The sequence below is a fragment of the Niastella sp. OAS944 genome (assembly GCA_024809215.1).
Lineage (GTDB): Bacteria > Bacteroidota > Bacteroidia > Chitinophagales > Chitinophagaceae > Niastella.
In genome coordinates this window covers 53,974-72,509 of record JANUBW010000013.1, presented here as the reverse complement: position 1 = coordinate 72,509, position 18,536 = coordinate 53,974, and the positions used below count along the sequence as shown (strand labels likewise).

Genomic DNA, 18,536 nt, shown 5'->3' with positions numbered 1-18,536 from the left:
TCAGTTTCAGACCGTTATTGGAACCTTGACTCCTTAAACAAGGAATACAAAATAACTTTCTTAAGGAACACCGGGTTATTTCGTTTTTTAAACAAACGGTTTTTATCCTTTCATTTTTCTTTTTCAATAATCAATGTGCTACGTAAGGACAAAGCGGATGTAGTTATAATAAATGGCGCTTACTGGTCGCCCAATGGTGTGATGGCCCTTATTTTAAGCAAGCTCAAAGGAAAAAAAGTTTTTTTCTGGGGCGAACCTTTACAACCTACACCCAATAAAATAAAGTTTGCACTTAAGCGTATTGGATTATTACCCGTTAGGCTGGCCACTAATGGACTATTGGCTATTGGTGTAAGAGCTGTCAATAGTTTCAAACACTATGGCTACAAGCAGCCTATTCATAATATTCCTTATAGCATTGATATAAAGAAGTTTCAAAACGGCCAATTGAACTCCGAGAAGCTGCGAACAATATATAATAATTGCCGCAGTGCTGATGAGATCGTATTCCTTACATCGGGAACGTTAAGCCATCGAAAAGGCATCGATCTTGTAATTAATGCGTTTAATAAACTTTCAACGGAGTTTAATGTACGCCTGTTGATTATAGGAGAAGGCCCACTGCGTGCCGAACTGGAAGCGCTGGCGGCTGGCAATCAAAAGATCAATTTCCTTGGTTTTATTGAGAAAGAGGATGTCCCGTATTATTTTAATATATCGGATATTTTTGTTTTCGCCAGCAGATATGATGGATGGGCGTTGGTAATTAATGAGGCCATTGCATCGCACCTGCCTATCATTAGTAGCGATAATGTTGGAGCTGCTGCTGATTTGTTGGTAAACGGAGAAAATGCCCTGATTTGTAAAAACGAAGCAACCGACGAATACTATCAGGCTATGCGAAAGCTAGTTGCCGATGAGGCTTTTCGATTAAAGCTGAAAGCAAAGAGTATTGATAATATGGACAGAGTCTCATCTGCCTACAACGCAAAACAAATTTATAGCATCTGTTCGCACGGATGAGCTGGTTAAAATAAATCAAACTAAGTAATGGCGTTATTTACAGAAATAGTATTTGTAATTTTTGACATCACAAAACCTTCCGGAACCGAGCGTGCAGTTGTGAATTTATCGAACACATTAGCCCGGCATGGTAAAAGGGTAAGCGTTATCAGTATTTATAGTAAAGAGGGGTTGCCCTATTATGCCATTGACCCTTCTATCAATATCATACATTTAAACAGGCCTGCTACCTCTTCACTCTTAAAAAGAGTTTTAGTAGATAACCCCAAGACTGTAGGGTTGATCAATAAATATACACAAGGCGAAAAAAAGATCATTGTAAGTACCAGTCATGGTATAGGATTTATGCTTTCGCGGTTAAAAGGTCGTAACCCTTTAAACAGGTATTTAGCATGGGAAAACCTGGCATATGACGCTACGCCAGGTTATTCAAACTATGTAAGAAAGTGGTTATATAAAAAACTCGACGGCGTAGTAGTGCTTACAGAAGGCGATCAAAAAAAGTATTACCAGCTTGGAATAAATAAATGCCATGTCATTCCCTACGAGGTGTCGTTTTATCCCGATCAAACATCAACTTGTTTATCTAAGGAATTATTAGCCGTTGGACGTTATACACATCAAAAAGGATTCGACATTTTAATTGATATGGTTGAGAAGCCATTAAAAAAGTTTCCCGAATGGACACTTTCGATTGTTGGTGATGGAGAAATGAAGGAACTTTTGATAAATAAAATCAAAGAAAAGAATCTTGAAAAACAGGTGCAGTTGGTCCCTTATCAAAAAAATATAATTGACTGCTACCTGCGGTCTTCCCTGTTTTTGCTATCATCGAGGTACGAGGGGCTGCCATTTGTTTTGCTTGAAGCCCGTGCCTGTGGTTTACCTGTGGTTGCATTTGATTGCCCCACTGGACCCAAAGATGTGATTAAACCAAATGATGGCATACTGGTTAACCTGTACGATGAAGATAGCTTTGCGAAAGGAATGGAGGAGTTGATGGCAGATGAAAAGAAGCGGGTTGAATTTGGGAGAAATGCCAGGAAGGACACTTTAAAGTACAACTCAGATTCCATATACGAAAAGTGGAAGACGCTATTCAATAACCTGTAACGTTATCAGGTAACATAACATTTTCAAAAAAACACAACTATACAAGCAGTTCTAATTTAATGGGCGATTTCAGAGTCATTAACATCGTAGACAACGCGCAAACAGTAAATTTTGGCATATGGAACTCAGCTATTGCTACTGCCAAACATTTGCAAAATCACCAGGTGGTGTCAGAATTGTGGTTCCCAACTGTTCCCAATTTTAATGAGATTGACGCCATTGATCCGGTTCAGCTTTCTTCTATCCATATAACGGCGGTTGAAAAATTGATTGAACAACGGCATCTTGATATTCGTAAAACTGTTTTTTTTACCCATGGCGCCTGGCAGTTCCCAACAAGATGGGGAGCTTACTTCAGGAAGAAAGGTTTTAAATGGGTCTATTCTCCACATGGTATGCTTGAGCCCTGGAGCATGAGTCAAAAAAAACTTAAAAAAACAATATACCTCAATTTGTTTGAGCGGCGCATGGGTAAACAGGCAGATGTAATACGGGCGGTATCAAAAATTGAGATGGGTAATCTTAAAAAATATTTCCCAAAAAAAAGAATTATCCATATTCCCAATGGAGTAGATGTAGTGGAAGCGCCTGCCGCTAAGAAAAATGATGTAATTAACTTTTTATTCCTGGCGCGATTGCATTTTAAAAAGGGGGTACTGCCCATGGTAGAAGCATGGACAAAATCTTCTTTAAACAATTCACCTAGTTATAATTTGTTAATTGCCGGTCCCGACCAGGGAGAGCTGGAGCGTATTCAACCTTACCTTGATCAATCTAACAATATTAAGTACCTGGGATCTGTATATGGAGAAGAAAAAAAGGCATTGTTTGAGCGATGTCATTTTTATCTGCTGCCTTCTTATAGTGAAGGCTTCCCCACCTCTGTATTGGAAGCCATGCAGTACGGATTGATTCCTATAATTTCTTCAGGAACTAATTTTCCGGAAGTTCATGAAAATGGCCTGGCGCTTAAAGCTGAACCGGATACTGCTATGCTTATAGAAGTATTTAATAAAATAAAACAGGAGCCCTATACAAATCTGTCGTCAAACGCATGTAAATGTTTTGAGTATGTGCAAGCTCATTTCTCATTGAAAAATATTGCCAAACAGCAATTGAAATTGATGCATGAGCTATTAGATTAAGCAGTTGTTGTTACTGGCAAGAAGGGGTGCAACATAAAGTGATTAATTAAAAAAACTATGACCTCTGTAGATCACTCAACATATAACAACGATTGGTATAAACGGGAAATAGGCGCAGGTAAAATAAAACAGATGTCGTGGTACATAGTGAATGCGCTTTTTTTCACTAATCCGTTAAATATAAGTTCAGGTATAAAGCGATTCTGGTTGAAATTGTTTGGGGCGAAAATTGGCAAAGGCGTAGTGTTGAAACCTGCTATAAATATTAAATATCCCTGGAAGCTGGTTATCGACGATTATTCCTGGATAGGAGAGGGTGTTTGGATTGATAACCTCGCAGATGTACGCATAGGAAAAAGCGTTTGTATTTCACAAGGCGCTATGTTGCTTACCGGCAACCATGATTATACCAAGGTTACTTTTGACTTGATGGTGAAACCTATTATATTGAAAGATGGTGTTTGGATAGGTGCAAAATCATTGGTATGCCCCGGCGTAACCTGCGAAACACATGCCGTATTGGCTGCCATGTCAGTAGCCAGCCGTAACCTTGAACAGTATTCAATTTACCAGGGAAACCCGGCAACTTTAGTAAAGCAAAGAGTGGTAAGTGAGTAACATGACTATTTCCATTATTACTGCTACTTATAATAGTGCAAACACTATTAAAGATACATTAGCAAGTGTTGCGGCTCAACAATATCCATTTGTTGAGCACATTATTATTGATGGTTCATCAAAAGATGAAACTTTAGTCATAGTAGATGACTTTAAACATGTTTCCAGGGTCATCTCGGAGAAAGATAATGGCATCTACGATGCCATGAATAAAGGGGTGCAGCTGGCAACCGGTGATATTGTTGGCATTTTAAACTCTGACGATTTTTATACAGGGCCAGCTATCCTGTCAAAAGTAGCAGAAGCTTTTGAAGATCCCCGTGTAGAAGCAGTTTACGGTGACCTGCAATATGTAAGATCAGATAATGTACAGTCAATTACCCGTACCTGGAAGGCGGGTAACTATAAGAAAAGATATTTGTATTATGGTTGGATGCCCCCACATCCGACTTTTTTTGTACGCCGGCATATTTATGAACGGTGCGGTATGTTTAATACCACCTTGCGTTCGGCAGCCGATTATGAATTAATGTTACGGGTATTGTTAAAATACGATACTTGTGTACATTATATTCCGGAAGTGTTGGTGAAAATGCGGGCCGGAGGTATGAGTAATGCCTCATTAAAAAACAGATTAAGGGCCAATAAAGAAGATGTACTGGCCTGGAAATTGAATAATTTGCAGCCTTATTTTTTTACTACGTGGCTAAAACCACTTCGAAAAATTTTACAATTTAACCCGATCAACATATGGCAAAAGTAGCATTGGTTACAGGGGTAACCGGGCAGGATGGTGCTTATTTAACCGACCTGTTACTGAAAAAAGGATACATTGTTCACGGTATTAAGCGCAGAAGCTCTTTATTCAATACTGAGCGCATCGATCATTTATACCAGGACCCACATGAGAAGGATGTGCGCTTTAAGCTACATTATGGCGACCTTACCGATTCTACTAATCTTATTCGTATTATACAGGAAACCCAGCCAGACGAAATTTACAACCTCGCGGCTATGAGCCACGTGCATGTAAGCTTTGAAACGCCGGAATATACTGCCAATGCCGACGGTATTGGTACCCTGCGTATATTGGAAGCTGTTCGTTTATTGGGTTTAACGAAAAAAACAAAAGTATACCAGGCTTCTACCTCTGAGCTGTACGGTCTGGTTCAGGAAGTGCCACAATCAGAAAAAACGCCTTTCTATCCCCGCTCACCTTATGCTGTCGCCAAATTATACGGCTACTGGATCACGGTGAATTACCGCGAGGCGTATGGTATGTATGCTGTGAATGGTATTTTGTTCAATCACGAATCACCATTGCGTGGCGAAACGTTTGTAACCAGAAAGATCACCCGCGGCGTAGCCAAAATAGCACTGGGTCTTCAGGATAAAATTTATCTCGGAAATTTGGATGCTCAACGCGACTGGGGTCATGCAAAAGATTATGTGGAAGCTATGTGGCTGATACTGCAACAGGAAAAGCCGGAAGATTACGTTATCGCTACCGGTGTTACTACCCCCGTTCGTGATTTTGTTCGTATGGCGTTTAAGGAGGTGGGTATTGAACTGGAATTCAAAGGAAAAGCTGAGCAGGAAATAGGTGTAGTAAAAAGTTGCAGCAATCCCGAGTATCAGGTTGAAATTGGTAAGGAAGTAATTGCAGTAGATAAAAGATATTACAGGCCTACAGAAGTAGAGCTGCTGATCGGTGATCCTACCAAATCGCAAACACAACTGGGATGGAAACCCAAATACGATCTGCCCGCATTGGTTAAAGACATGATGGATAATGATGTGGAGTTGTTTAAAAAAGAAAAATTATTGCAGCAATCGGGTTACTATGTGCGCAATCAATTTGAATAAGCCCAAGTTTTTCAAAGGCAGATAAAATAATAATGAAGTATGAAGTGTTGAACAAAACGCTTCATACTTTGTATTTCATATTTATAATATTCAAGGTGAATAAGACAGATAAAATATACGTAGCCGGCCACCGGGGCATGGTAGGTTCAGCCATTGTTAGGAAATTACAAAAGGAAGGATTTACAAATTTATTGTTGCGTACGTCGGCCGAGTTAGACCTGCGTAACCAACAGGCGGTACAAACATTTATGCAACAGGAAAAACCTGACTATGTTTTTGTGGCTGCTGCAAAAGTGGGTGGTATTCTGGCCAACAATACTTACCGGGCCGATTTCATTTATGAAAATATAATGATCCAGTCGAATATTATTCATAACGCCTATTTGAATAATGTTAAAAAGCTCATGTTCCTGGGCTCTTCCTGTATTTATCCTAAAATGGCGCCACAGCCATTGAAAGAGGATTATTTGCTCACCGGGGAGCTGGAAGCAACCAACGAACCTTATGCAATTGCTAAAATTGCAGGTATTAAAATGTGCGATGCCTATCGTTCCCAATACGGTTGTAATTTTATTTCGGTTATGCCTACTAACCTGTATGGCCCGAATGACAATTATAGCCTGGAAACTTCACATGTGTTACCGGCGTTAATAAGGAAATTCCATGAGGCTAAGCTTAACAATACACCGTCGGTGGTAATGTGGGGTACGGGGCAGCCCAAAAGGGAGTTTTTGCATGCCGATGACCTGGCCGAGGCCTGTTATTTTTTAATGCAAAACTTTAATGATGCCGGCTTTGTTAATATAGGCACAGGGGAAGATATTACGATAAAAGACCTTGCATTGATGGTTAAGGAGGTTGTTGGTTATACTGGCAATATTGAACATGACCTGTCGAAACCCGACGGAACGCCACGTAAACTGATGGATGTTCAAAAATTGAATAACCTGGGCTGGAAAGCTAAAATAGACCTGCGGGAAGGATTGGAAAAGGTATACCGCGAATTTTCGCAATTGTATGACGCAGGTTTGTAGGTTTGTTTCCGGTATAAAAATTTTGTTAACAATCTGGCATGTTTTCTATTTTCAATAAAAAGAAAAAACCTCGTCTCGATCTGAGCGGCCTTGTGGCCGACATGCACTCGCATTTATTGCCTGGCATAGACGACGGATCGCCTGATACAGAGACCTCACTGGAACTGATCAACGGCTTACAGGATCTGGGTTACCGGAAATTTATTACAACCCCGCATATTCTGTGGGATATGTATAAGAATGATGCTACTACTATTGGCGCCGCATACCAGGAATTGCAGCAGGCGGCCCAGCAACAAAATAATTCAAATGTTCCGGTTACTGCGGCTGCCGAATATTTCCTTGATGAACATTTTGATGAATTATTGGAAAACAACGTTCCGCTCCTTACTATCCATAAAAACTGGGTATTGGTTGAATTTTCTTTTGTAACCACGCCGATAAATTTTAAAGACAAGCTGTTCAATATGCAAATGAAGGGCTACCAGCCTGTGCTGGCACATCCCGAACGGTATTTGTATTTTATGAGCGATAGAAAATGGTACGATGAATTGAAGGATGCAGGCTGCTATTTTCAATTGAATATATTGTCGCTTGCTGGTTATTATGGAAAAGCTTCTCAACAACTTGCTCACTATCTTATCGGCAAGCAGTATGTAAATTTATTAGGTACCGATTGCCATCATTTCCGCCATCTCGAAACGCTTAGAAACGCTCATAACATTATGGAGCCGGTTATGGGCCTTCTTGACAGTGGTCAACTTCTGAATCCCACACTGTAATTTCCCTCACTGAGATTTGTATCCTTTTTCCGTCTTCAAAAAGCTCTTGTAAAGGTTTGCCAGTGAGCAACTTTGGAGCAGTTTCATAAAAGCATTATAACTGCTTGTAAATGTTTTGCTTATATTGCGAAGGAAAAGCTGGCTTAAAAGGTTGGTTTAAGCATTCTTTGAGCATGTTAAACAAAATCCCTTTACACTTTGTAGTTAATTGTATATGAATGCGTTTACTATAAAGGACCTGGAAAATCTTTCTGGTATTAAGGCCCATACAATACGTATATGGGAGCAACGCTATTCATTTTTACGTCCGCAACGCACTTCCACCAATATTCGCTATTACACCAATGAAGAATTAAAGATCGTTTTAAACATCGCTTTGCTCAATAAATACGGGTATAAAATTTCCCATATCGACAAGATGAGCTCGCAGGAAGTACGGGAAAAAATAGTCTCGCTTTCGCATATAGAAGCGCAACAGGAGCGGCTGGTGAACGACCTGTTGCAATATATGATCGATCTTGACCTGGAGCGGTTTGAAGACCTGCTTGATAATTATATTATGGCTAAAGGAATAGATAAGGTAATCAGCTTTCTTATTTTTCCTTTTCTCGATAAAATAGGCATTTTATGGCAGGCCAGCCATATTCATCCGGCTCAGGAACACGTAGTTACCAATATTATAAGGCAAAAGCTCATAGTGGGCATTGAAAGTGTGGTTTCTCACATTACGGTAAACAAAAAAGTGATCCTTTTTCTGCCCGAAGGCGAATATCATGAGTTGGGTTTATTATACACCTACTATTTACTCAAAAGCAGGGGCGTACAGGTAATATACCTGGGGGCCAATGTGCCTTTTCATGATCTTGAATTTATAACCTCCTGCAAACAACCCGATTATCTTTATACTCACCTCACCTGTATAGCCGGTAATTTTAATTTCGAAAAATTCCTCAGTAAGATCAGGCAGCATACGCCACAGGCCCAGATCATAGTTTCGGGCCAATTAGCTAATTGTAATCTCAAAAAACTCCCTTCAGGTATTCTCCTTAAACGCACCCTGGGCGAAGTGTTGGAATTTATTGCCATGATTTAGCCCTTTCATTTCCTTAATATCTCCGCATTCGGCCAAATTTTCAATTCATTAACAAATATTTCAGGCTTTAAATCGTCAATCCATATAGGGGATAAATGATTCTGTAATGTCATACTCTTCGTTGAAGGCCAACGGATTTGCCGGCAGTGTTCAGGCGTGCAAATCAATGGTGTTTCAGCTAAACGCTTTAGCATCAAGGCCTGGTAAGCGTTTCGGGTGGTTTGATATTTTATTATAGAATTATTAATTACCCGGATTTTTCCCGTAAGCAATTTATGTTTAAATTTGAAGTGAAATTACTTAAACAACTTTTTTATGTCGACGGTGGAATTTAATCAAATGCTGGTGAACAATGCGGAGTTTTTAAAGCCGTTTGCAATAACATTGACGAGAGATTCTGAGGCCGCAAAAGACTTATTTCAGGAAACGCTGTTTCGTGCACTGGCAAATAAGGATAAGTATAGCGTAGGCACTAATATCAAGGCTTGGCTGTATACTATCATGCGCAACATTTTTATTAACAATTACCGGAGAAAAGTTAAACAGAATACTATCTTCGATAGTACTCCTAATGATTTTCTTATAAATCAAACTCAAAGCGTAGTTGCTAATAATGCTGAATCAAATTTGCGGTTAAAAGATATTCAGGAGGCAATTCATAATCTGCCCCAGATATTCAGAAACCCTTTCCTGTTATATTTCGATGGTTTTAAATACCATGAAATTGCAGATATGCTCAGTGAGCCCTTAGGCACTATAAAAAGCCGCATACACTTTGCCCGTAAACTGTTAAAAACACAAATAGAAAGGCATTAATTAGTGCCCGTTTATTTGCCACAGATCGTAGTAGGATATATTGTATATATCCATGATTGTTTGCCTTGGGGATAATTTTCATTTACATTCAGTAACTGGTATTGAACTCCTTTTATTTAAAAAGGCCCTGTTTTATTGTCCTTTTTCGGTTAGGCGATTTGAAAACATGATTTTGTAATTGCAATCATGGTTACACCGTGATTATTTAGCAACTTTGTATCATGAGTAAAGTAACCGATGTTATATTGGTCAATGAACAGGATGAGCCCATTGGAGTAATGGAAAAGATGGAAGCCCATCGCAAGGCGGTGCTTCATCGCGCCTTTAGTATTTTTATTTTTAATAGTAAGGGTGAAATGCTATTACAGCAACGGGCTCAGGGCAAATACCATAGCGGTGGTTTATGGACCAATACCTGTTGCAGTCATCCGCTGCCGGGCGAGGATACATTACATGCTGCCACCCGTCGCCTGCAGGAAGAAATGGGCTTTACTACTTTACTCGAAAAGGTGTTTGATTTTGTATACCTGGCCGAATTTGAACACGGACTTACCGAACACGAATTCGATCATGTATTTGTTGGGTTGTATGAGGGCAGAATGACGCCCGACCCTACGGAAGTAAAAGACTATTGTTATAAAAGCCTTGAAGAAATAGAAGCAACTTTATTATCACATCCGCAGAAATATACGGCCTGGTTCAATATTGCATTTCCTAAAGTGCAACAATGGGCTTCGGATAACCTGATGAAGAACTTTCCTCAAAAACTTTCTTCATAATTTTCTACAACACTACAGAAAACCCTTAGCGGCCTGTAAACATATTGATCATTTTATATAATTGATGGGTAAAGCTGGCCTATACCCGCTGTTTTGAAAGCTATTTTTGATTTTTCAAAGTCCAATAGCCTTCGAAAAGGAGCCCCCGTTTTTAAAACGGTATCTTATGAACGAAGAAATAGTGCTGTTACTAAATGAAACCTCAAAAAGGTTATGTGTATCAATAACTATGAGAAGCCGATAGGACATGCTTTTTAAGGTACATTAAAATTACCTGAATCCCTTCGCCAGCTGGCGGGGGATTTTTATTTCTGGAAATGCCTGTTCTTCAATTCCCTCTCCTGTATGTGATTACTACTGCTTAAGTAGCATATAAGCCGGAATATCCAAAGCTTCAGATAGCTGTGCCAGTGTGTTAAGCGTAACATTTACCTCGCCGTTCTCCATTCTGCTTATTTCGGCATTGTCAATATTACAAATTGCGTATAAATCGCGCTGGCTCAAGCCCTTTTCATTTCTAAAATGGCGCAAATTAGCGCCAAACGTTTTCAATATCTGATGGTTAGCAGCCAATGGTGATTGTATTAGACAGTTAAGATGAAGTTTTTTTTTAATTTTTTGGCTGTGATATAGTACATCATATTAAAAAATTTATTATCTTCGTTTGAGCATTATCAGGGGATTGCACGGTAAGACTGCCGATTTTAACAGGCTGCTTACCCTTTTTAAATTGAAATTTCCTTCACCATTAACTTTATTTGTTATGCGGTCCCTTAATAACCATCCTGAGTGGCATAATCAACCTCTTCGGCTAAGTGAAGATGAATTAAAGAACCCCCGGCTTACGATTGAAAATTTTTTTGAATGCTACCATTTACAAGAGGTTAGGCAAACGCTCTGGAACTGGATGGTAGAAATTGTAAGCAGCAGCCGTAGCATTTCACAAGATGGCCAACAGCGAAATGATCATATTTACTTTTATGAAAAAATGGAATCGCTGGTAGAAGCCGTTTTCTTAATTAATCAACGATCTGATCTGTGATAGTTTCAGTGTACCTGCACAGTTAGTTCCCGTTCAAAATATTTCCAATAAAGAAGGTTACAGATGGCTTAGCTTTTAGATGTATGTTTAGGTAAGGGGGATTCCTGCACCTCTTGCATGTACCTGTCCGTACCCTATATTTAAATTGTATGGAAGTATTATTTATCGTTTACATCAAACGTAAAATAATAACTGCCTGTATAACCCGCTTCATCCATGCCTTGTAAAACCGCCACATATTTCCCCTTTATGTCGCCGGTGTAAAATTCAACATTGGCTTGTCCGCTGTTGTCTGTTTGTACATTGGGCGACCAGTATAACAGGTTCCTGAAATCGGGCAACCGGCTTAATGCCTGTTGCTCGGTTTTATATACTGGTGAGTAAAACTCTCTTTTTAATTGCAAGCCTTCGTAGTCGAGGATCACAGCTTTGCTATCCAACTTCAGGTCTTGCATATCGCCATGGTATGTAGTAAAGTTTACAATACCCTGGTACATGAATTCTCCTTTTATAAACTTATTGGTCAATACTTCCAGCTTATTTACTTTCAACGGGTCATAGTTCAACAGTATTCTGTTATCAACTTTAACGCCATCCAATAATATTAATGGGTCGCTGGGGTAGAAGTCCCTGATATCAAAATCAAATACTTTCAAATGCAATTGACCGCCCCAGCGGCGGATGGCCACTTCGGGCACATACTCCCGCAACACTTCTTCCATGGTAGTGAAGCGGGTATAATCATCGAGTTTATAAACCTTATAAGGCTTGCCATAAAAAGGAAACGTATCGATGGCGGGAACTGCAAAACGGCTCAGTTTGCCCTGCTCATAGGTATTGAGCACCTGCATGCCTATGCTTTGTTCGTTGAGCATATATTGCTGTGTTGCAGGTAATGAAAATGCAGGCAGTATTTGGTCACTGTACCTTTCTGAGAAGGGATTCAGAATATCAACCCGGTAGTTACTGTCGGGCCCCTCGGTTTGCACAATGATCTCATTCTGCCCATAGTAATCTCTTACATCAAAATAAAACCTGCCCTCTTTATTTGTTCTGGTATTATAGAACTGTAACTGTATACCAGGTATCGATAAAAAAGCATCGATAACCGATTGTGCTTGCGGATTGGTATTGTGTTTTACCTGGCCGCTTATAATATGGCCATCAAACTCCGGCGCAAACTCAAAAGCCGGGTGTTTATCGTTCAACACAAGGTCCCAGTTGAACTTTCTCCAGCCATGTACCAATAGTAAGTTTTCAGTAGCTTCTTTTATTTCATCACCGGTTGCTGAAAAGTAGTAAGCAGGTGATTCAATATTACCCGCCAGTTCTGAGGTAAGCCATAAATAACCCGGCAACGAATTAGGATCAACCGTTTGTAATGAATCGAGGCGATATACAGCTAACGACAGATCGGCGGCCACACCGTTTTGTTCATTACCGTGTTTGGTATTTACTGTAAACGCCACCCGTTTACGGTTTCCATAACGGGGTGCGTTGCTGCTGGCTGTAACCGATAATACCTGCGCCGGTCTTTTAAAATATAAGCGTTCACAAACCGGCTGTTGCTGTTCATTAAAAACAGTAATGTTTGTAATACCATCTGCCAGTTTGTTTTTGTTTATAGAAAAAGTAGCAATGCCATTAGCGGGGGTTTGTTTTTCTGCTATCTGCATTACCTGCCGGCTATGCGCAAATAAAAATACCTGTTGATTGGGTGTGGCCTTGCCTGTAACGGTGATCTTAATGACGTCAGAAGCATCTTCTTCCAACTGCATTACATACCCCTGTTCATAAGCTGCAGGTAATTGTTGTGTAATGCTGCGGCCATCGGGCAGGGTAAGCACCGCTTTATAAGTTTGGGTGCTGGCAGGTGTGAACATAAAATGTCCCATGCCGAATTTGAACGATTGAAAACTTACCAGCGTATCGTTATTATCTGATAATACGATGCCCTTGCAATCAATTCCTTTTCCAAAAGCATCGGTAACCTTAAAGGCTACTTTGATGGCTACTTCTTTTACAAGATTTCCGCCCTCAGGGAAAAAGACAACCTGGTATTGTTTGGTTGTTGTATCGGCAGCTGCCGGACTTAATGTTTTTAAAGTGTTTACAATGGTTACCGGTTTTTCGAAATAATAAGCTGCACTAAAATTCTTCATCCAGTTGGTATACGCACGCAATTTATAATTGCCCGAATTAACTGAAACCGGTAAATAGAACGAGCCATTGCCTTTTCCTTTTATGAGGGCAATTTTTGCCTGCATCACCGGTTTGTTATCGCGATCGAGTATTTCTACATAAGCTATTTTGCTTAGGTCAACCGGTTGGTAGCGGGCGCCATCAACGTTATAGATCTTGAACCACAACAACTCACCAGCCAGATAAAAATTCTTATCTGTATGCACATATAGTTTTTCCTGCTGATGGCTGTTGGTATATTGTTTAAACCGTTCGGGTATAGCCGTAGTAGCATTCTGTGCGTTAGCTAACAATATAAATAATTGCAGCGATGCCAGTATGGTTGAAATATATATGTGATTGAATGGTTTCATGGAATTTTATTATGGCCAGAAAGATGGTTTTACATTTACGCCGCGCAACGTACAGTCAACACAAACCGGTGAAACACCCAAATAGGATTTTATTCTGCCATTTTCATATTCAACAGGATTTGTAGGCATCAGGTATGAATAATATTCCGCCGAATCTGTTGGTACGGTATAAGTATAACAATCCTGGGTGTAATTCCAGAAAGGAACTTCACTTCGTTTTATCCAAAGCCTTTTTTCCTGGCGATTGGCAATGCCAATAAAACCAATAACAGGTTCGTTTGGGGTTGTTATACATTGAATGTTGCCTTTAAGCTCCGATGGCTGCCGGCCAAAAAAAGAACCGGTTTCCTCAGAGTTCTTCTTCATTTTATCGAGAAACTCGTACTCTTCTTTTGATAGTGCATATTGTTTTACCAATACGCTGTAAAGAACGCTTAGCTTCCAGGAGTGGGGGACAATATCAATTAGCGGTTTATGAATGCTGTCTGTACTTAGTTTTTTTGAAGAGCCAAGTAAAAGGCTGGTTGAAGACTGATTGGCCCAGCAGGTAAAGATGCGGGTATCGAGCCCCTGATCGGGTCTGCGATATTTAACTCCAATGATGCGCTTTTCGGAGTTCCTGTCAAAATCGAGGCTGGTATAATAGGTAGAGTTAAACTCCCAGGTTTCTTCGGTTGTCCAGCGATAGTACCAGGTATTATTTTTAGGGTCGTGGGTATTTACGTAAATCTGTACGCCGTCATTCTGTCTTATCCAGGCCACGCTGTCAATTGGTGGCGCAACCCTTGGAGTAACATAATCCGATGCATATTCTTTACCGCTCTTTGATTTAATATATAACCGGTATTGCTGGCTGGTGTTGAGGTTAAGATTGCTGATAGTATATCTTCCGCCACCATTTTCAGTAAAACTATAAATTGTATTATCGCGACCCTGTAAACGTACCTGGGCCAGGGTTTCATTGATCATTTTAGCCGTATCATCGAGCGGAATGCTGCGCGAGAGCTGTAACTCCGCAGGCCCGTTGGTGCTAATATAGCCTTCTATTACAAGATAGCCAGTCACCGGCACATTTACGGGCGCATCATATTTTTCCTTGCAACAGAACAGCAGGATCGTCAGGCAGCAGAATACAAGCTTTTTCATTTTATAATGTTTAAAACCTGATATTAAAGTTTACAAATGGAATGGCGCTGCCGAAAATGGATAGTTTGTATCCATTAATGAGGCCGTTCTCAGAAACATAATATACCGAATACGGGTTCTTTCTTCCCGTAAGATTGTATACGCCAATCGTCCAGGAGTTATGGGTTTTCTGGTGCACCTTATGGTTACCCTCAATGTTCATCGACAGGTCGGTTCGGAAATAATCAGGAATGCGATAAGCATTGCGATCGGCATACAAAGCCCGCCATGAACCGGCGTAATAAAAACGCCCAATGGGTAATGTAATGGGCCGGCCGGTACTATAGGTAACGTTCATGGAAACACTGAACCGGTGACTAAAGCGGTAGTTGCCCACCATGGTTATATCATACGGTTTGTCGTAATTGGCGGGGTAATATTTGCCGCCATTGATAATTTCCCCTTTGGTTGAATCTTCCATTTTAAGCAGGATCCTCGACCAGGTATAGCTGATCCAGCCATTTAATTTGCCATTTTGTTTTTTAACCAGCAACTCAACACCATAGCCTTTACCCCTGGTGCTCATTACATCGGTTTCAATATGATGATTTAAAACCAGCTGCGCACCGCTTTTATAATCGAGGTAGTTCTTGATATTCTTATAATATACTTCAGCCGAAGTTTCAATGGTATTTGATTTAAAGTTCTTGTAAATACCAAACGATACCTGATCGCCTGTTTGCGGTTTTATATTGGGATCGCTGAGCTTCCAGATATCTGTAGGAGAAATAGCCGTTGTGTTTGACAATACGTGAATATATTGACGCAGTGAATTATACCCTGCTTTTAACGACAGGCTTTGAGTGAGGCTGTAACGTACCGCCAGCCTGTACTCGGGCCCCTGGTAAGTTTTTATGAATTTGTTTTTAGCATAGTTTTTTGTTTGCAGTATGTTGTCTTCGGTAACTGGCAAACCTGGCGAATATTCATTTACGGCTTTTGGTCCCAGGTAGTTAAACATGGAATAACGCAGCCCCGCCTGTAATGAAAGTTCATCGGTAATGTTCCATTTTTCACTTATATAAGCTGCGCTTTCCAGGGCATGCTCCGTTTCCATATCATCTTTCACCACCAGCGATGTTTTAGAATTGGGCTCATAAGTACCGGGGTTAAGGCGATAGCGGATGGAACTAATACCAAAATCAACGGTATGGTTTGCATTGATGTACCAGTTAAAATCGGTTTTGAGATTATACTGGTTGATGTCGAATTTCATTTTGTAGGCAAACAAACTGTCCTTATCGGTACCAATGCCATAATCGTAATGATCGAAGCCGCCGGTAATTACCATGGTAAGCTTGTTTGAGAAGGTATGCTTCCATTTCACTGATATGTTGCGATTGCTGTAACCGTATGTTGTATCGCTGTTGAGGTTAAACTTGTCTTTGCTCAAATATCCTGTAATGTACAGGTTGTTCTTTTTATTGAACTGGTGGCTGATGTTAAGGTTAACATCATAAAATGATGCCTTGCTATGTTCATATTCATCGGGTAAAAACTGGAGCAGCCAATTGGCATAGGTTGTTCTGGCGCCTAAGATAAACGAGGTCTTATCTTTTTTGATGGGGCCTTCGAGGGTAATGCGACTTGTTAATAATCCAACGCCCGCTACACCGGCGAAGTTTTTCTTATTGCCTTCGCGGCTGCTGATATCGAGTACCGATGAAAGCCGGCCGCCATATTTTGATGGGATACTGCTTTTGTATAATTCTACATCTTTTACTACTTCGGGACTGAATGCTGAAAAGAACCCAAAGAAATGCGAAGGGTTGTAAATGGTGGCATCGTTAAAAAGAATGAGGTTTTGATCGCTTGATCCGCCGCGTACATTAAACCCGGTACTGGCTTCGCCTACCGTTTTTACACCGGGCAGCATTAGTACTGCTTTTAAAATATCGGCTTCGCCAAAAGCAGTGGGTACCTGTTTAATAGCTTTTATAGTTAACCGATCGGTGCCCAGTTGCACGCTGCGCACATTGGCCAGCTTTTGTGCCGATACAATCACTTCTTTAAGCGAGGTAACGCGCTCATCCATATCAATATCAAAATTGCCGGTTGCATATACCATTACCTGCCGCTTAGTATCTTTCATGCCAATACCCTGTATGGTAAGCACATGACGCCCTTTGGGCAGGGTGATGGAATAATAACCATATTGATCGGTGGCTGCAGTTACAGCCGGGCTGGCCAATGTAATGATGGCGCCGGCAACCGGTTCACCTGTTTTTACATTTCGCACATAACCGGCCATGGCCACTGAACCGGTACCGGGATTGTTATTACGCACACCTACCTCAAATAATTTATTTTCTATAGAGGCATCTGTTCTTACTTTTTTTCTATCACCATAAAAAGGTGTTGTGCTTGATAGACTATCTAATGTAGTATTGGAAAAAAAGCCCGCGGGTAAATTGGTCTTTATAATAGCGCCCCTGGTAAGAAGCACATAAGTTTGTTTTTCGGGAATGGCGAAATGATATTCAGTATTGGCGAATACCAGCTCAAGTACTTTTTGCAGCGATACATTCGAAACCGAGATACTAACCTGCAGGCTGTCGAATTGAGCGGGGTCGTAATAAAAATGGTAGCCGGTTTGTGTTTCCAGTTCGGTAACCAGGCTATCGATGCGGACATCTTTTAATTCAAGGCTTACCACTTTGGTGCCGGATTGTGCGCTGGCCGTTATACCGGTAATTAAGAAAAAGAGGTTAAGGAATATAAGCAGTAGCAGGTTTCTCATATTACTTGTTTAACAAATCATAATAAACAACAGCTTTTACAATGGCATTTTCGTGGCCCTTGCGAAATTTGATCCTGTTCTTGCGCAGGTATTGTTTAACTTCCTTCGATCTGTCTTTTAATAAAGCCATTAATCCTTTGTAACTTCTAACGGAATAGTAAACGCCACCTTTTTGAATAAAGAACAGATCGAGTGAAATGAATTCGCGTTCAAGTTCATCCTTAACCGTTTCCTCGATCCATTTTGTTCTTTTTATCAAAACGTTCAGATTGCCTTTGTATACTTCATCATAAAACCCGGTGATAAGAGGCGTATTGGAAGTACTGTCTACTGTGATCCTTATGTAGTGATGATTAAGCAGGGTAAACTCCTTCACTTTTTGCGAAACCAGGCCCAGTTTTGAAAAACTGTTGCTGTGCTGAATAACCACCTGGTCTTTCAACAGGTCGTAGATCATGGGTACATTGGCAAACTCCAGTCCGTCGTAAACGATTGTACCTGTTGAAAGTTCTTTTTGTATAAAGTAAGCGTGCCCTTTTATTTTAAATGAATAGCCCTGGTGTTCTATACCATTATATAGCCTGGATTGTTTTTCAATAAAAGGATTGTAAACATCACCGGCATTTACAATTACCGGTAAAGTAGTGGAGATGTTTGCCGGGTTTTGTGCTTCTCCTGGGGTGAAAAAAGCAGCAAAACATAAAACAAGAACGGCATGTTTTAACATGACAGTTGTTTAGTTTTT

17 protein-coding genes are annotated in these 18,536 nt (G+C 40.4%); 12 read left to right on the top strand and 5 right to left on the bottom strand.

Going from position 1 to position 18,536, the window contains the following annotated elements:
- Nucleotides 1–135: 135 nt before the first annotated feature.
- The 11 genes from GGD38_RS34240 (at nucleotide 136) to idi (ending at nucleotide 10,269) form a co-directional block, all read left to right on the top strand.
- Nucleotides 136–1,023: a glycosyltransferase family 4 protein gene (locus GGD38_RS34240; protein ID WP_375297936.1), complete on the top strand. Its 888-nt coding sequence runs from the start codon at nucleotides 136–138 to the stop codon at nucleotides 1,021–1,023.
- Between the two features lie 27 nt (nucleotides 1,024–1,050).
- The gene (locus GGD38_RS34235; protein ID WP_375297937.1) at nucleotides 1,051–2,136 is read left to right on the top strand and encodes a glycosyltransferase family 4 protein; all 1,086 of its coding nucleotides are present in this window, start codon (nucleotides 1,051–1,053) and stop codon (nucleotides 2,134–2,136) included.
- Between the two features lie 59 nt (nucleotides 2,137–2,195).
- Nucleotides 2,196–3,281, top strand: coding sequence for a glycosyltransferase (locus GGD38_RS34230; protein WP_375297938.1), 1,086 nt, complete (start codon nucleotides 2,196–2,198; stop codon nucleotides 3,279–3,281).
- 57 nt (nucleotides 3,282–3,338) lie between these two features.
- Entirely contained in the window at nucleotides 3,339–3,899 is a 561-nt protein-coding gene (locus GGD38_RS34225) for a WcaF family extracellular polysaccharide biosynthesis acetyltransferase (RefSeq protein ID WP_375297939.1), read from the top strand.
- Nucleotide 3,900: 1 nt separating this feature from the next.
- Nucleotides 3,901–4,662 (top strand): glycosyltransferase family 2 protein, encoded by a 762-nt coding sequence (locus GGD38_RS34220; RefSeq protein ID WP_375297940.1) that lies wholly within the window; start codon nucleotides 3,901–3,903, stop codon nucleotides 4,660–4,662.
- On the top strand, nucleotides 4,650–5,765 hold the full coding sequence (gmd, locus tag GGD38_RS34215; RefSeq protein WP_375297941.1) for a GDP-mannose 4,6-dehydratase: 1,116 nt from the start codon (nucleotides 4,650–4,652) through the stop codon (nucleotides 5,763–5,765). Before GGD38_RS34220 ends, gmd begins: the two co-directional genes overlap by 13 nt.
- A gap of 95 nt (nucleotides 5,766–5,860) precedes the next feature.
- On the top strand, nucleotides 5,861–6,799 hold the full coding sequence (locus GGD38_RS34210) for a GDP-L-fucose synthase family protein (protein ID WP_375297942.1): 939 nt from the start codon (nucleotides 5,861–5,863) through the stop codon (nucleotides 6,797–6,799).
- Between the two features lie 38 nt (nucleotides 6,800–6,837).
- Nucleotides 6,838–7,581 (top strand): tyrosine-protein phosphatase, encoded by a 744-nt coding sequence (locus tag GGD38_RS34205; protein ID WP_375297943.1) that lies wholly within the window; start codon nucleotides 6,838–6,840, stop codon nucleotides 7,579–7,581.
- Between the two features lie 214 nt (nucleotides 7,582–7,795).
- Complete coding sequence (locus GGD38_RS34200; RefSeq protein WP_375297944.1) at nucleotides 7,796–8,674, top strand: MerR family transcriptional regulator; 879 nt, start codon at nucleotides 7,796–7,798, stop codon at nucleotides 8,672–8,674.
- A 315-nt stretch (nucleotides 8,675–8,989) separates the two neighbouring features.
- Nucleotides 8,990–9,490, top strand: coding sequence for an RNA polymerase sigma factor (locus GGD38_RS34195; RefSeq protein ID WP_081199290.1), 501 nt, complete (start codon nucleotides 8,990–8,992; stop codon nucleotides 9,488–9,490).
- A gap of 221 nt (nucleotides 9,491–9,711) precedes the next feature.
- The gene (gene idi / locus GGD38_RS34190; protein ID WP_375297945.1) at nucleotides 9,712–10,269 is read left to right on the top strand and encodes an isopentenyl-diphosphate Delta-isomerase; all 558 of its coding nucleotides are present in this window, start codon (nucleotides 9,712–9,714) and stop codon (nucleotides 10,267–10,269) included.
- 354 nt (nucleotides 10,270–10,623) lie between these two features.
- Here idi and GGD38_RS34185 read toward each other — a convergent pair whose 3' ends face one another.
- Nucleotides 10,624–10,842: a helix-turn-helix domain-containing protein gene (locus GGD38_RS34185; RefSeq protein WP_375297946.1), complete on the bottom strand. Its 219-nt coding sequence runs from the start codon at nucleotides 10,840–10,842 to the stop codon at nucleotides 10,624–10,626.
- A 190-nt stretch (nucleotides 10,843–11,032) separates the two neighbouring features.
- Between GGD38_RS34185 and GGD38_RS34180 the strand changes: the two genes are divergently transcribed.
- Nucleotides 11,033–11,311: a hypothetical protein gene (locus GGD38_RS34180; protein ID WP_375297947.1), complete on the top strand. Its 279-nt coding sequence runs from the start codon at nucleotides 11,033–11,035 to the stop codon at nucleotides 11,309–11,311.
- A 158-nt stretch (nucleotides 11,312–11,469) separates the two neighbouring features.
- On the opposite strand, the gene GGD38_RS34175 is transcribed toward GGD38_RS34180, so the two are convergent.
- The 4 genes from GGD38_RS34175 to GGD38_RS34160 are packed head-to-tail and all read right to left on the bottom strand — an operon-like array spanning nucleotide 11,470 to nucleotide 18,518.
- The gene (locus tag GGD38_RS34175; protein WP_375303950.1) at nucleotides 11,470–13,866 is read right to left on the bottom strand and encodes a hypothetical protein; all 2,397 of its coding nucleotides are present in this window, start codon (nucleotides 13,864–13,866) and stop codon (nucleotides 11,470–11,472) included.
- Between the two features lie 9 nt (nucleotides 13,867–13,875).
- Nucleotides 13,876–15,012 (bottom strand): DUF4249 domain-containing protein, encoded by a 1,137-nt coding sequence (locus GGD38_RS34170; RefSeq protein WP_375297950.1) that lies wholly within the window; start codon nucleotides 15,010–15,012, stop codon nucleotides 13,876–13,878.
- 10 nt (nucleotides 15,013–15,022) lie between these two features.
- Entirely contained in the window at nucleotides 15,023–17,791 is a 2,769-nt protein-coding gene (locus tag GGD38_RS34165; RefSeq protein ID WP_375297951.1) for a carboxypeptidase-like regulatory domain-containing protein, read from the bottom strand.
- Between the two features lies 1 nt (nucleotide 17,792).
- The gene (locus GGD38_RS34160) at nucleotides 17,793–18,518 is read right to left on the bottom strand and encodes a hypothetical protein (RefSeq protein WP_375297952.1); all 726 of its coding nucleotides are present in this window, start codon (nucleotides 18,516–18,518) and stop codon (nucleotides 17,793–17,795) included.
- Nucleotides 18,519–18,536 lie beyond the last annotated feature (18 nt).

Bases quoted from the DNA above. Each gene is read 5' to 3' on its own strand.
- GGD38_RS34230 (WP_375297938.1), top strand. From the start codon at position 2,196: ATGGGCGATTTCAGAGTCATTAACATCGTAGACAACGCGCAAACAGTA.
- GGD38_RS34195 (WP_081199290.1), top strand. From the start codon at position 8,990: ATGTCGACGGTGGAATTTAATCAAATGCTGGTGAACAATGCGGAGTTT.
- GGD38_RS34170 (WP_375297950.1), bottom strand. From the start codon at position 15,012: ATGAAAAAGCTTGTATTCTGCTGCCTGACGATCCTGCTGTTCTGTTGC.
- gmd (WP_375297941.1), top strand. From the start codon at position 4,650: ATGGCAAAAGTAGCATTGGTTACAGGGGTAACCGGGCAGGATGGTGCT.
- GGD38_RS34200 (WP_375297944.1), top strand. From the start codon at position 7,796: ATGAATGCGTTTACTATAAAGGACCTGGAAAATCTTTCTGGTATTAAG.
- GGD38_RS34175 (WP_375303950.1), bottom strand. From the start codon at position 13,866: ATGAAACCATTCAATCACATATATATTTCAACCATACTGGCATCGCTG.
- GGD38_RS34225 (WP_375297939.1), top strand. From the start codon at position 3,339: ATGACCTCTGTAGATCACTCAACATATAACAACGATTGGTATAAACGG.
- GGD38_RS34165 (WP_375297951.1), bottom strand. From the start codon at position 17,791: ATGAGAAACCTGCTACTGCTTATATTCCTTAACCTCTTTTTCTTAATT.
- GGD38_RS34220 (WP_375297940.1), top strand. From the start codon at position 3,901: ATGACTATTTCCATTATTACTGCTACTTATAATAGTGCAAACACTATT.
- GGD38_RS34235 (WP_375297937.1), top strand. From the start codon at position 1,051: ATGGCGTTATTTACAGAAATAGTATTTGTAATTTTTGACATCACAAAA.
- GGD38_RS34205 (WP_375297943.1), top strand. From the start codon at position 6,838: ATGTTTTCTATTTTCAATAAAAAGAAAAAACCTCGTCTCGATCTGAGC.
- idi (WP_375297945.1), top strand. From the start codon at position 9,712: ATGAGTAAAGTAACCGATGTTATATTGGTCAATGAACAGGATGAGCCC.
- GGD38_RS34180 (WP_375297947.1), top strand. From the start codon at position 11,033: ATGCGGTCCCTTAATAACCATCCTGAGTGGCATAATCAACCTCTTCGG.
- GGD38_RS34160 (WP_375297952.1), bottom strand. From the start codon at position 18,518: ATGTTAAAACATGCCGTTCTTGTTTTATGTTTTGCTGCTTTTTTCACC.